Below are 14,655 nucleotides of genomic sequence, written 5' to 3'. Positions count from 1 at the left end.
TATGGATAAGGAACTTTTATTATATCAATATTTTGCAAACCAACTCTCAAAGGATGGGCAAAAGCTTTTTAATGAATTGTTGGAAAAAGATCCGGATTTTAAAGCACAATTCGAATTTGAAAACAATCTAAAGCGTGTTATCAAAAAGAAACAAAACGAAAACTTAAAGCAAAAACTGGCCGGTTTTGAAAATGAAATCAAGAGTAATAATACCAAACCCAATACTAAAACCAATTTCAAGTTTTGGTCGGTGGCCGCATCCTTCGCTCTTTTGATTGCTTTGGGATGGATGGCCTATAGCACTTTTTCCAAACCCGATTATGATGCATTATACGCTTCGAATTTTGAAACGTATCCCAATACCGTTTATACGATTACTAGAAGTGATAGTAACCAATCCTTGGAAAGGCACGCTTTTTCATCCTATGAGGCCAATGACCATAAAACGGCAGTCGCTGCGTTTTTAGATTTGAAAACGAAAGGGGAAACGGCTCAAGTGGACTTTTATTTAGCGCAATCTTATTTAAATTTAGGAAAGGACAAAGAGGCCATTGAAGTATTGAAAAGAGTTATTGCAGACGGCAGGGAATTTAAGGCAGAAGCCCATTGGTACCTTGCCTTGGCCTATCTTAAAAGTAAAGATGAGGAAAATGCTATAGCTACTTTAAAAAGGCTCATCGAAAATTTCGATTATAAAAAGGAAAAAGCTGAAGCATTACTAAAAGAGTTGGATTAAGCCCTTCTTTTTTTTCTCGCTATGAAGTAGTAAAACCCACCGGTCAATAATATGATGGTACCAATTATAATATAAACCCAATTATAGGAGGTTGCCAAGGGTACAGTGCTACCTGAAATCACAAAACCAGACCAATAGTAAGGATGTGATAAGCCATTATCACGATTAGTATTCAAAAATTCTATCTGAGCTCGTTGAAGGGCCAGATCCTTGGCATCTCCCCTGGAAAGATTTTTGTAAAAACCACTCATTAAGGTAGCGGAACTGGCATCGTTGATTTTCCATAAGGTGCTGGCAATGCTTGCCGCCCCACTATAAAAGAATCCTCTTGCCAAGCTCATAAACCCTTCCCCTCGTTTTAAATCGCCCAAACCACTTTCACAGGCACTTAAGGTAACCAAATCTGCATCAATTTGTAAATTATAAAGATCGGCCACATAAAGTAAATTCTCTGTTTTATTACCCTTTTGGGAAAAGGCCAAATAGGAATATTCCGGGGCTGCATCGTCAAAAATGGCATGTGTGGCCAAATGTACTATCCCAAAAGAGGATAGTTGGGATTTAAAATTCAGGAGCGACGCATCTTCATCGATATATGAACTGCCATTGAAAGAAGTCAATATTTGCTCCACCTCTTTTTTATTATTGGGCAATGGAAGTAATTTTCCGCGATCTGTATTGGTAATGTTAACTGTTCCGTCAAAACTGGGGGCAAAGGCCAAAATTGTATGCTCTTTTGGTTGTCGTTGTCGCAATTCTGCAAGCATTGTAGCTGAATTTACATAACTTACGGCATGGTTTTCGGCTAAATAAGTTAATCCCTCGGGGTTGGTGTTCAAGGCTGCAAAAGGGATGTAATTTAAAAGTCCATCAGTGGTGATGATAAGTTTTTTATGGTGGTCGGACTTTAATATGGGGTCTAGTAAATGTTTATATAGGTTATGGGTGGCCTTGCCCAAAACCACTATATCCGATTTTGGATTGGAAAACATCCTGTAAGCCATTTTAATTTTTGTCTCGAATTCCGAATCAATCGGTATCCTTGTTATTTTCTTTGAGTTGTTATCCAAGCTAATGGCGTAAATGTCATTATTGCCAAAGAAGAATGAAATCATAAGTTCATCCGTGTCCAATAATGCCTGGGTCTTTTCCAGTGATATGACCTTGGTTCGGTATTTTAAATTGTAATAGGAGGGGTAACCCGATTCAATTTTATGGATAAGGTTTAGATGGTCGTTCTTCAATGCGAACAACTCCCCTTCCAGTTCAAAATTCCCTGTTTTTGAAGTATTGAGTTGTTTTTCAATGAATGTGATTTCCGATTTTAGTTGGCTTTCTTTCCGTAACAGATTATCGGGTATGTTGGCGAATTTCGTTGCTTTTGTGTTAAGTAGCGCTTCCATTAGCAGAACTGATTTACTTTTTTCCATGAAATAAAAAGCTTTGTCTAATAAAGAATCATCTGCTTTGGATGCATGTAGCATATAAATAGCCTCCAATCCTGATTCGAAAATCGGGAATGCGTCTTCGATTAATAGAAGTTTGTCTTGCTGACTTTTAAAGGTGGGCTTTAAATCGTTCAGCAAGTGAATGGCTTCATCGACAGTTTCCAAAGATGCCAAAAAGTACTTTGGTTCATGAATCCCATTTAGGGTATGTGCCTTATTTTTTAAAAGTTTTAACTCGTTAATGGAGCGGTTCCCGACTTTTTTGAATTGTTTTTCCGCATACCTAAAATTGGACAAAGCTTTTTCCGGGTTGCCATTCAAATCATTGATCTTGCCCATTTCAATGTATGTCGATGCGAGAAAAAGTGCTTTGGTGTTTCCTGTGGTATTTTGAATCTTGTTCACAGCCTTTTCAAGCTCGGTAAGGGAAGCATCGTACTCTTCGTTTTTAGCAAAAATATCGGATTTCAATATGTGGTATTTTGGATAAAAAACAGGGTTGTCGTTTAAAACCGATTTTGCGTATTCAAGGTAATATAATGCACTATCCCTTTGGTTCAACTGATTAAAATTTTGAGCTACATAAAAGGAATTGGCAATCACTGCATTCGAATTGTTTTTCTGTTGATTGTATTTTAAGGTCTTTATCCAATATGTACTGGCCTCATCATACTTTTTTTCGTTCATCAATACTTCTGCAAGTAAGTTGAAATTACCGTATAATGCTTCTTGGTCAACATCCTCACTTGCCAGGATTTCCCTAATGTTTTTGTTATAAAGTTGTTTGGCCAATTCAAATTTTCGTTCGCTTAGGTATATTTTCCCTAAAAAACTATGTGCTACTGAAGTTAGGCTTTGCAAAGTTTTGCTTTGCAAAGAGTCGGCCGTATTGTTTACATTAAGAATAATTTCTTCAAAGGCTTTTCTGGCATCGGAATCTTCGGATAATTGAAAATGGTAGGCACCACGAAAATAGAGGTAAATATTATAGTCATCGGTTGAACTAAAATTGGTATGTCCTTTTTTTTCCGTAACAAGAAGGGAGTCCAATTTTTCCAAATTGGCACCCATCGTTTTCATATCACGATGGTAGTTGGCCACTCCTGTTAAACTGAACAGCGTTTGAATCAGGTTTTTCGAGTCATTATTTTTTTTTGCTATGTCGTATACTTTATTGAAATATACATAGGCAGAGTCCTTTTGGGTGTAAAAAAACGTAGTTGCTTTTTTGTTCAAGGCAACGATTTCCGTGCTTTGTTTTTCATCTTGAGCTGATGAAAACAGGCCGCAAAGTAGTACTGTGAAAATGAGGGCTTTCTTCATTACAAAAAGCCCTCAAAAGAAGGCTTGTTAATTTTATTGTTATAAGGTCAACTATCTATTTAAAGTGACCGTTGATGTTATTTCGTTGCCTTGATCGTCTTTTTTAATAATCTCGATAATAATACCCTTTGCATGGGAATCCACCGGAACTCTTATATATTGCAGTTCATTCTTAAATTCAGGCAGCGGTGTTAGTTTATCGGAGATCCCGATACTCTCCCCGTTTATGTTTTTTACATAAACCACTGCTTGTTCAATATTTTTGTAAAAAACAAAGTATTCCAACAGTCGTGGTACACATTTTCCATTTGGGGTATCGCACGGAATTACAAGATCCAATCCTACAGCACTTAAATCTATAATTTGGGCCAAACGGTCTTTAAAGTTGACCCGTTGTTTAATTAGTTTTTCTATTTTGGGGTCATTTTCATCGAGTTGGGCAATTTCATCTGTTAATCGATCAATTTGTTCTTCTAAAAAAATCCTTTCCAAATCGCCATCATAAAGATAGTTTTCAGAATTTAGTTCTATTTTATCCCCGCCTGTATCACCTAAGTAATCCTTTATACATGAGGTCATAAGAAGTGATAAAAATGCGATGGTAATGAATAGTTTTGTTTTCATAATTTGTGTATTAATGGTTTCTTATATTAATTTAATGGGCATAAAAGGTCTAGGTTAACACAGTGTTTAAACTTTATTGCCTGTTTAATTGGTGGGGGAACAATACTTTGGGGGAAATTTGAAAGTAAAAAAGATACAAAATGATTGGCTGCAAAATTGTAAAAACCCGTCCTATTTGTTAAAGTGGATAAAAAAAACGGGATATTTAAGTAAATGGAGTTTAATTACTTTAGGAATATTGGGTTCTTTATAAAGGCTTCTTTTACAAATTTGAATTTATCCAAATGAAACTTTTTTGGGGTCTCACCGCAATATTTTTTAAAATCCTTACTGAAATGCGCTAGGTCATAGTAGTTGAAAAGTGCTACTAAGGTTTTATAGTTGTTTTGGTCTTCAGCATCGAATTGAGAGAATAAGTTGTTGAAGCGGACGATACGGTTGTATTCAGAAGGTGTAATACCTACCATTTCTTTAAACTTCTTTTGAAAATAGCGTTCACTTACATTTAGTTTTTTGGTGATTTTAGTAATTGGCTCGCACCCCAATGAACGATTCATCATGTCGATGGCAATGTCTATAAAACTGGGGACGTATTTTTTATCTTCCAATTGGTTTAAAAGTAATCCTTCCACCATATTCACCTTCATTTCGGTCCTTGATTCCTTTTCATAGGAGATTTCAAAATGGGTTAGGTCAGAACCAAGAACAGTTTTTGAATCCATAGGGGAATTGGCTAGTAATGCCATGTTCTGCCCGAACATATGGTAAAGGCCGGTGGGTTTAAAAGCTACTCCGGACAAGGCCGTGGTTTCATGATCGGAGAAAAGCGTATAGGTTTTAGTCTGTTGGCCAATGGTATAGTATTTCGGCACAAATTGTTCTTTAGTATCCATCATGCCCCTAAACCTTCCCTTGTATTGAAAGACCATAAAGCCTTTGCCACTTGGTAAAACGGTCTCCCGGATATCATTTTCATAGTCTTTACGCTTCCAATTTAAGTCATAATAGAACGAGACATAAGGTTGTAGTTTCTTTGTGACGGGATAGGTAGTGAACATGTATGAATAATTGATAATGCTTTGATTTTAGAAAGGCATGGATTATAAATTTAGTTTAAAAATGTAAACAATTGATAATTAAAGTATTGTATTTACTATATTTTTACGAATTCCACGCGCCTATTGTTGGTCTTGCCTTCGGTCGTGGTGTTGTTGTCAACGGGCTCTGTTTCTCCTTTTCCCTCAGTTTGTAATCTATTACTTTGAATATTGAATTGTGTAATCAAGGCGTTCTTAACGGATGATGCACGTTTTTCCGACAGGGTCAAGTTAAGGCTATCATTGCCATCTGCATCGGTATGGCCGATGATCTTCAGGTTTAAGGTTGCTTCTTGTTGCAAGGTTTCTGCAACCTGTTTTAATACGCCGAAGGATTCGGGCTTGATTTGGTCCGAGCCCGAGTTGAACAATATGCCAGTAGTGGAAAACCGACCATTTTCCAATAATTGGTTTCGTAAGTCCAGACCGCCTTGGGCAATTTTAATATTATTAATAAAAACGTTATCAATACCATCACGAATGTTCCTTGGGTGCAATTTAAATGATACAATGTTGTCGGGAACCAGTCTAGGTACGTCAACCACCTTATTTTCATTGATCCACATTCTAAACCTTTTACCGTTAACGGCAATGGAAACATGGTTTTTTTGTAAAAGTATGTTCCTTATGTCTTTTTCAACTGTATTTCTGATGACACGGTTACCATCAATCTTATTATCGACTATAAAACCTATGCTGATAAATAAACAAAGGGGTATTTCTACCATGGCCATATTTTTTGAGGGGTTGAACATATTATTATCCTCAAGCCATATTTCCAACTTTGCCTGTGAACTTGTTTTTTTATCAACTACGGTAAGCATGTCAAACTCTACAGTATAGTCTTTGGGTAAATTGGAAGGTAAATCGGGGATGTAAATGGATTTCCCGGCCAGCTTAAACCACTTTTCATTGTTAATCATAGCTAGTTCACCAGTGCCATTAGTATTCCATTTGGATGGAAAATCGCCCATATTATCCAATGAAAAATCATCTGTCATTAGTATTTTGTCACCAGGGACAAAATCGAAGGTACTGTAGATCTCCAATTCATTCGTTACATTGTTTTCTTGTTCTAAAGAGCTATTTGTATTGCCCGTACTATTTTTGGCAATATCATCTTCAGTTTTTGTTTCGCCGTCTTTTCCATTCTTTTCTGACAATAACTTTTTAGCCGTTTTTATGCTGTATTTCAAGGCTTTTTTTGCGCGGTTCATTTGTAATGTTGCCTTTCCTTGTTTAAGAATACTGGCACCTTTGATATCGACCACTGCATCTGGGGCACTCGATAGAACACTTTGTGCATCTTCAACCGTGTCGATCAAGGCTTCATAATCATCTTCTTCCAATGGTTTTCCTTCTTGTGCATAATTATCGTAGATGTAAACTTTATCATATAGGTCAAAAGATTCCCTGACGAATGTATCCACACTATGGATTCCTACGCGGCCGGAAGGCCGTTTTAACCTTTTTTCTTGGGAATGTAAGGAGTTTAAGAATAGAAATCCTAGGAGCGCTAGTACTAACTTTGATTTATAGGAATGCTTCATCATTATATTTTTTTAGATTAAACAGTTACGCTTTAAAGGCGTTCGTATTCTGAGGTAACAATTTGAAAATTTTCCCTTTCAAACTTTATACATGTCATTGTTGTTATTTTTTCTCTTCTACCCCTTTTTTTATTGGTTACGATTTTTAAGGGCAAACCCGAATAAATGGCTTTAAGGGAATCGTCATCAAGGGTTAAACTTCTTGCCAAGATGTAGCCGAACATTTGTGGGGTCATTGAATTTTCGCCAAAAGAGCCATCGATTACCCCTTCGGCCACCCACACTTCGCTTGTTAGGTTATCACTGGTCATTCTAAATAATGTACAATCATGACCTAATAGCCTGCCATAGCCTGCAGACTCATGAACCTCTGGATTTTCTGCATCATTGTATTCTTTTAATAAACTTTTGAAGCTAAAAGGCATCGTCATCAAAATTTTTTTGTCGTCGCGACCCATATAGCTATACATCTTATTACTAGCATTGTCAAAAACAGTTATCATGTCGCCTTCTGTTTTTGTACAGAAATAGCCTCCATTGGTGGGTAAATAATAGTCTATAACTGTTTTATTGCCCCTAGGGTTTTCAATTTCTAATTGATAGATATAATCAAAAGTGTACACATCATTTTGGGCGTTTAAATGGCCCCCAAATAGTAGGGCTAACAGTAAAAGTGATAGGGATAGAATTGTGGTGTGTTTAAAGTTGGTTCTCTGCGTTGTCGTTAAAGAGCTATTTGAAAAGTCCATATGTTTATTTTTTAATTGTTTTCCTTTTAATGTTATTGGGTTAAAAAGGTTAACACCATATTGGTTTATTAAAAGCAAATTATTTTCCTGTAATAGGAACCATGAACCAGGAATGTTATAACACATGGCATTTCACTATTGGACCATTTGATACGTGAAGAGAACTAACAGATGGGATTTTTAAGAAAATGTTGATTGTAGAAGGGTTTAACTTTTTTTAAAAGAGGGTGTTTTATTATTACTGAAAATTTCTTTTCGGAGAAATAAAGCCTTCCGTTCACTAAATGATGGAACCTGATTAGGTTATTGTCGGATGAGGTGGGTATCTTTAATTTTCTGGGATATTTCTTATTTGAGTATCCATAGAATTGGTGATAAGAGCATTATGATAAAAAGCAAATCCTCATTCAAATATTGATTTCATTTGATTGATGTTTAGATTTGTTTGCAACCATTTAGTTATAGAACTATCTCTTAGAGATAAAAAAACCGAGGTGTGGGCCTCGGTTTTTTTTGTTTTTTAAATGGAGTTCTTTACTTACTATATTTCGTAAGAACCGTAGTTCCCATAGATTTTCCGTTCTGATTAAAACTCTCTTGCTTGATCATGCCGACACCCTCAGAAAACCAAACCCTCGACGGGAATGTCTGATTAACCATCATGGCTTTCATTTTGTTATCGCTATAGATAACATAGCAATCAAACGTACCTGCCGGGGTGGTGACGCTTTCCTTTTTTTCGACTTTTCTGTTGATCAAGTCGATCGTAGTGTTCATGTTCATTCCGCCCATACTTATTTTTACGCTTACATTTGCATTAGATAATTGTTGACCAACGCTGAGGTCATTGGGTAATTCTAGATCGGTACCCGAAATATCCATCTCCATTCCTTCGTATTGTTCGAACATGCTGCTGGGGATCAATGATTTATAGTCAACAGTAACCATATTTCCCGTGCATGTGAAGTTGTAGTCGGTTTTATATATTTCCTTGCCTTTTTCGTCTATTAATTCAATGGCCATTGTTGCATTTGTTACTTCGCCTGAGGTCTGCACATTGGTGACCTGATATTTTGAAACCCCTTGGGACTTCCCTTTTTTGTTGTAATTGGTGTATTCAAAAGTAGCACCTTCTATCATGGGATAGTATTTGCTACATTCTTGGGCTGTAATGAATGTGGATATTAGTAAGAAAATACCAAATAGGAATAGTGCTTTTTTCATAATCGTGTCGTATTGATTCTTTATTAAGTTAGTCATAATGTTATGAATATCAAAGCTTTCGGTAATTAATCAAAGAATTTATTTCATACTCAAAGTAACTACAATTTAAATATGAAAATATTGATTTTCATCCCTATTGATATACTTGGATGATAGAAATGTATAATCGGCCTTGATAAGCGTATAAATGGTCGATTCTGCCTTAGTTAAGTTGATATACGATTATTGAATTTTTCTGGTCTTGTGCAACCACTTCCAACTTTCTGTCATTCTCCATATCGGTCAAATCAACAGGGGAGGAACCATAAACGGGAAAACCGGTTATTGGTTTGGCCTGGCTGTCGTATAGGTAAATCTTTTGATTTTGAATATCGGTAACACCTACGTAGATTTTATCGTAGATATAGAAAATTTCTGGTTTTGAGTACACCCCGAAATCGAGCTCAACCTTTTTACCTTTTATGCTCAACACATTATCGTTCATGTAAACGAATGTATTGCTTGTGGCATCGATTCCATGATCTTCGTTCAATCTAAGGTTTGTGGTGTTCATTTTCCCATTGCTGGCAATTTGGTAAAGCACCCCTTTTTTATCTGTCAGAACGAACTTGTTCTTATATAGTTGTAGATCATTCCTTGAGAAATCGATTTTAGTTTCCACTTTGGTTCGTATGTTCCCTACCCGGTTTAGGATTTTTAAGCTTCCATTATCGAGCATAAATGCCAAATAGTCCTTATTGCCTATTCGTATATGTTTCGGTGCCCTCACAATGGCACTTTCCGCTTTGGTGTACTTAAAGCCCTTAACGATTTTACCTTGGTTGTTGTACATAAAGACCTTGTCTCCTTGGGTTACCACAAACCGATAGTCTTTTCTTTTTTCATAGTCAAAAACGGCCAGTTCGTTAAGATTTCCACCTTCGAACTTTTTAGTGAACGGTTCTACCTCTTTTCCATTTCGATCTAGAATCAAAAATTGGTTGTTCGTTGTAAAAGCAAGTTGCAATCTTCGGTTTTTATAGATATCTACCTGATGTATCTTTCCTTGTATTTGTCCATCAAGCTGTTTTTTCCATAATAATTTACCACTGCTCGAAATCAAGTAGAGATTATTTTCCTGGTCTTGGACCACAATTTCCTTTTTATTGGTCCTGTGGTTGGTCACGAATTGGGGGTTGGTGGCCAAATCGGTGTCAAATGCAAATGAGAACAAAGGTGAAACATTGGCAATCTTTGATTTTCTGGCTGTTTGTTGTACCGTAAAGTTGGTGTGAAAGAACCCTTTGTCTGCGACAATCTGGGCTGCAAATGTATTCTTGTCGAACCCGGCATTCTTGAAATCGTTGACAAAATCCTTGGTGAAATCATTCTTTAAGGCATCTTGGATGCCTTTTGAATTGGAAATGAAAAGGATCGATGATTCATTGGCCAAGGCATCTTTTGCAGAAGCATAAACGTCTGTTTTTTCAAAAGTGGAACCAGTTTTATAACTCTGGATTATATCTTGTAGAATGGCTTTGTTCTCCCCAAAGACAAATGCATTTTCTATAATGGTACAGTAATTTGCATCAAAATCATTGACTATCGGGTTTAAATAAGAAACCAAAAAATCGGGTGAATCCAATTTAATGAGTTGGGTGCCTTGATATTCGGCTTCGGAGCTTTTGATATTCGATAAGTAATCCGATAACCTTTCAGAACCATAAGTATTCAATAAAACGGCTTTTTCATTATTTTTTAGGATTATTCCTATTTCTTCAACGGTGTTTAGAAGGGAGTCTTTAGGAGTATCCAATTTTAGGTAGCGTTGTTGGTTTTTTGCAAAAATACCGTACTCATCAAAGGTGAATGACAGTACCGCGTCCGATGATCTAGGGGCAAAAGTGGAAGTTCTGTCCGCTAGCGGATGGGTGTCTTTAAATAGGTTGAGGAATTTTTGGGTAGAATCGGCAGTAACCGTTATTCCGTTAAAATGTAAAAGGTTCTGTTCGGCATTAATGTCAACAAGTGCCCAATCAGCGTAATTGGAAAGCTTTAGGTCAGTATCCCCAATTGTGAGGTGTTTAAACAGTGGGTCGCTATTTTCAAGATTAAAGAATATGGATGCGTTTTTGGTGGTACTTGAAACTTCATAGAGTTTATTCAGGCTGGAGGTAACTTTTGTTGTGCCCGAATATTTAAGAATGTTTTCCAAGATTACCCTTGAGGAACTAATGGTGTTATTGCCTTTGAATGTCATTCCGTATAAAATATCACCATCAATCTCGTATTTATCTATTTCTTGGCCTTCAAAGGAAAAGGATTCCCTTTTTAAGTTTTGAACGCTATCCAAGACAAAAGTATTGGTGCTATCGGCAGTAACGAACGTAAATTCAAAATTATCGGCACCCAAAGCGGAGAAAGCCAATAATGATTCTGATTGGGTTTTGACCAAATCCAAATGCTTTATTTCATTCGAAATGGTTTTGTACGTTTCAAATGATTCCGATAAGGTCAAGAATTCATTATTGTTCAAATCGCTTTTAAAACCATCCAGATTATTTATTTTAATAACGATGGCGGCATTTTCAGGAATAAAATCCAATAGGGGAACAGTAGTATTTTGTTTTTGGGAACAGCCTATGGTCAATAGAAGTATAAGGCCGATTATAGGTATGGATTTCATTGCATGGGATTTAAAAGCGAAGTTACTTTTTTATAGCTTTAGTGTCAACTGTTCAGGTAATTGTCTAAAGCTTTTTCTATGGTATTTGGTTAATCCGTAAGTTCGAATGGCCTCCCTATGTTCTTTGGTCGGGTAACCTTTGTTTTTCTTCCAATTGTACATAGGAAATTCATCGTGCAATTGGGCCATATATTCATCACGGTATGTTTTTGCCAAAACGGAAGCTGCAGCGATACTCATATATTTACCGTCACCTTTTATGATACACTCAAAAGGAACATTTTTATAGGGCTTGAATCTATTTCCGTCTACGATAATGAATTTTAGGTTTTCATTGAGCTGGTCAATGGCCTTGTGCATTGCCAATATAGAGGCGTTCAGGATATTGATTTTATCGATTTCCTCTGGGAAGATATGGGCGACACCATAACATAGGGCATCTTCCTCTATTATCGGCCTTAAAATATCACGCTTTGTTTCGGAGAGTTGTTTGGAGTCGTTGAGAAGATTATTTTTAAAATGTTTGGGCAAAATTATTGCCGCTGCCGTTACCGGTCCGGCAAGACAGCCACGACCCGCTTCATCGGTACCGACTTCATCAAATGTATAGTGGAAACTTTTAAGCATATAAATAATGTCTCACGGTATGCGAAGATAATTTTTTTGGGTCAAAGCACGGTTGCGTAAATCTTAAACTGCAATATTATTCCCATTTGTTGTAAAAACTTTCACATTTTATTCGAAACAAAAAAATTAACTTTGCGGGGTAACCTTATATATGAAATACTTTTTCCTACTGCTATTCGTAATTAGTTTCCCTTTGCTCCATGCACAGGTAGAGCCTAATAGGCCCGTTAAAAAAATGGACTCCACCAAGTTTAAGAAAATGGGCAAAAAGAAAGCGCCTGATAAGGATGGACCCCAAATTACAATTAAGGATTATAAGATCATCTCTTATAAAAGGGATACTACCTATCTAGATACTACACTTACCATTCAAAAAGAATATAAGTACAACTATTTACGCAAAGACGATTTTGAATTAATGCCTTTTGCCAATGTGGGGCAACCTTATAATAAGTTGGGGGTTGATTTTGAACGAAAGCAAATGTATCCGAGATTGGGAGCTAAGGCACGACACTTTAATTATTACGAGATTGAGGATATAGACTATTATAATGTGGCCACTCCTATGACCGACCTTTTTTTTAAGACCACTTTCGAAGAAGGCCAGCTTTTAGATGCCTTACTTACGTTGAACACTTCAAGACGGTTCAATGTATCCTTGGCGTTCAAAGGTTTCAGATCTATGGGTAAATATGACCTGGATGAGGCTGAATCGGGAAATTTCAGGGCCACTGCAAATTATATTACCGAAAATGGGCGGTATAGCTTACGTGCACATATTGCAGCTCAGAATATAGATGCTGAGGAAAATGGCGGGTTAAGTAACAAAGAAGAACAGTTTGAATCCGGAGATCCAGATTTCGTGGATCGGTCGCGGGTAGACACGCGGTTTTCATCTTCAGATGCAGGGGATAGCAAGATTTTGGGTAAACGGTATCATTTAGAGCATCAATATAAGTTGCTTAGAACTAGTAAGGATTCCAGTAGAGTCGAGAAAACGTCATTATCCTTAGGGCATACTTTTGATTATGAGACCAAATACTATCAATTTCAGCAGGGAACTTCCAATGAGTACTTCGGTACTGTTTTTGATTCGGATATTGATGATAAGGCAAACTTAAAGACTACGTACAATGAGTTGTATGCAGAATTCTATAATGCGACTTTAGGAAGGTTGCAAGGGAACATTAGTCTATACCATTATGATTATTATTTCAACAGCCTGTTGATTACCGCTGATGAGGAAGTGATCCAAAGCCGATTGGAAGGTGATGAAATAAGTCTAGGGGCCAAATATTCAAAACAAATAGGAGGTTTCATGATTAATGGGGATGCCAAATACAACCTTTCCGGCGATTTAACCACTAGTATATTGGATGCATCGGCAAGCTATCGGTTCAATGAGAATAATAAATTAGTGTTTTCGTTACATTCATCGGCAAGAATGCCAGACTTTAATTTCTTGTTGTACCAAAGCGATTATGAGAATTATAACTGGCAGAACACTTCTACGTTTGGGAACCAGAAAGTAAATAGTCTACAATTCCATTTTAATTCTAAAAAATGGGGCAATCTGTCCGCTAAATATGCCAATATAGATAATTATACCTATTTCGGGGAAGATCCTGCGCAGGAATTGGTTGAAGACCAGGAGCAAGCAACCCTAAAGCCTTTTCAGGAGAACGGGAGTGTAGGGCATTTAAAGGTGAAGTATAAGAAAGAGTTCAAGTTGGGTAGGTTTGCTCTCGACAATACGGTAATGTACCAGAATGTTTCCCAGAGTAATGATGTACTCAATGTACCGCAATTGGTAACCCGGAATACATTATATTTCTCTTCAGATGTATTTAAAAAGGCCATGTACCTTCAAACAGGTATTACCTTTAAATATTTCACTTCCTATAATATGGATGCTTATAATCCCTTGCTAGGAGAGTTCTACATTCAGAACAGGGAAGAGTTGGGTGGTTATCCCTTGTTAGACTTTTTCATTAATGCTAGGGTAAAACAAACGCGTATTTATCTAAAAGCGGAGCACTTCAATTCGTCCTTTTCAGGTTATGACTTTTATTCAGCACCGAACTATCCGTATCGTGATTTCGTAATTCGATTCGGATTGGTATGGAATTTCTTTTCCTAATTAAACGGGTAAAGTGGGCAATTAAGATTTTTTGGATAAGAATTAAGGGCAATATCTTCTTTGCGATGGCTAATTAATGTACAGTCCAATTGTGGTATGGTTTGGTGAAACCTTAGATAAGGCAAAGGACTGTTGTTATTCTCCTTGGATTTCATGAACAGGAAGGATTTTGTTGGGCAAACTGTGTTACAGTGCTGAAATTCAGTGATGTATATTGCATAATGGGCGTATTTGATGTGCTGCTTTCACTTGTTTATAATAGTTTTTGGTTTTTGGCCTGATTCGGATGTAAACTTGTTTTAAGAAAATTTTCAATTTTTTTTCTTGTGGCATTGTTTGATATTCAGTACTTTAGTGAGCCTTTTTTTAAAAACTGAAAAAACCTTTTAAAAAAGTCTTGTTTGGAAGGAAAATGGTTGTAGATTTGCAGCCCGAAACGATTAAGGTCGTTGGGTAAAAAAGGTCTTCGGGC

General features: G+C 36.7%; 10 protein-coding genes. 2 read left to right on the top strand and 8 right to left on the bottom strand.

Annotated elements, in window-relative coordinates; translation table 11 throughout:
- The first annotated feature begins 1 nt into the window (after window position 1).
- Window positions 2-736, top strand: a complete 735-nt coding sequence (locus GJ691_RS00050; protein WP_154362523.1) for a tetratricopeptide repeat protein — start codon at window positions 2-4, stop codon at window positions 734-736.
- On the opposite strand, the gene GJ691_RS00045 is transcribed toward GJ691_RS00050, so the two are convergent.
- The 8 genes from GJ691_RS00045 to GJ691_RS00010 all read right to left on the bottom strand — a co-directional run bounded on the left by GJ691_RS00045 (window position 733) and on the right by GJ691_RS00010 (window position 12,043).
- Entirely contained in the window at window positions 733-3,507 is a 2,775-nt protein-coding gene (locus tag GJ691_RS00045) for a CHAT domain-containing protein (RefSeq protein WP_154362521.1), read from the bottom strand. The two genes, GJ691_RS00050 and GJ691_RS00045, sit on opposite strands and share 4 nt — an antisense overlap.
- 51 nt (window positions 3,508-3,558) lie before the next feature.
- Window positions 3,559-4,131 carry a hypothetical protein gene (locus GJ691_RS00040; RefSeq protein ID WP_154362520.1) on the bottom strand — a complete coding sequence of 191 codons (573 nt, stop codon included), beginning with the start codon at window positions 4,129-4,131 and terminating at the stop codon, window positions 3,559-3,561.
- Between the two features lie 224 nt (window positions 4,132-4,355).
- Window positions 4,356-5,189 carry a DUF6597 domain-containing transcriptional factor gene (locus GJ691_RS00035; RefSeq protein ID WP_154362518.1) on the bottom strand — a complete coding sequence of 278 codons (834 nt, stop codon included), beginning with the start codon at window positions 5,187-5,189 and terminating at the stop codon, window positions 4,356-4,358.
- A 95-nt stretch (window positions 5,190-5,284) separates the two neighbouring features.
- Window positions 5,285-6,781, bottom strand: coding sequence for an OmpA family protein (locus GJ691_RS00030; RefSeq protein WP_154362516.1), 1,497 nt, complete (start codon window positions 6,779-6,781; stop codon window positions 5,285-5,287).
- 29 nt (window positions 6,782-6,810) lie between these two features.
- The gene (locus GJ691_RS00025) at window positions 6,811-7,527 is read right to left on the bottom strand and encodes a DUF4412 domain-containing protein (protein ID WP_179954977.1); all 717 of its coding nucleotides are present in this window, start codon (window positions 7,525-7,527) and stop codon (window positions 6,811-6,813) included.
- A 534-nt stretch (window positions 7,528-8,061) separates the two neighbouring features.
- Window positions 8,062-8,751, bottom strand: a complete 690-nt coding sequence (locus GJ691_RS00020) for a TapB family protein (protein WP_154362512.1) — start codon at window positions 8,749-8,751, stop codon at window positions 8,062-8,064.
- A gap of 202 nt (window positions 8,752-8,953) precedes the next feature.
- Window positions 8,954-11,416: a ribonuclease HII gene (locus GJ691_RS00015; protein WP_154362510.1), complete on the bottom strand. Its 2,463-nt coding sequence runs from the start codon at window positions 11,414-11,416 to the stop codon at window positions 8,954-8,956.
- A 30-nt stretch (window positions 11,417-11,446) separates the two neighbouring features.
- Window positions 11,447-12,043: a ribonuclease HII gene (locus GJ691_RS00010; RefSeq protein ID WP_154362508.1), complete on the bottom strand. Its 597-nt coding sequence runs from the start codon at window positions 12,041-12,043 to the stop codon at window positions 11,447-11,449.
- Window positions 12,044-12,278: 235 nt separating this feature from the next.
- On the opposite strand from GJ691_RS00010, the gene GJ691_RS00005 reads away from it, so the two are divergent.
- The gene (locus GJ691_RS00005; protein WP_343033431.1) at window positions 12,279-14,183 is read left to right on the top strand and encodes a putative porin; all 1,905 of its coding nucleotides are present in this window, start codon (window positions 12,279-12,281) and stop codon (window positions 14,181-14,183) included.
- Window positions 14,184-14,655: the final 472 nt, after the last annotated feature.

The organism is Maribacter luteus (genome assembly GCF_009674825.1).
GTDB lineage: Bacteria > Bacteroidota > Bacteroidia > Flavobacteriales > Flavobacteriaceae > Maribacter_A > Maribacter_A luteus.
This window is presented reverse-complemented; position numbering and strand designations above follow the sequence as displayed.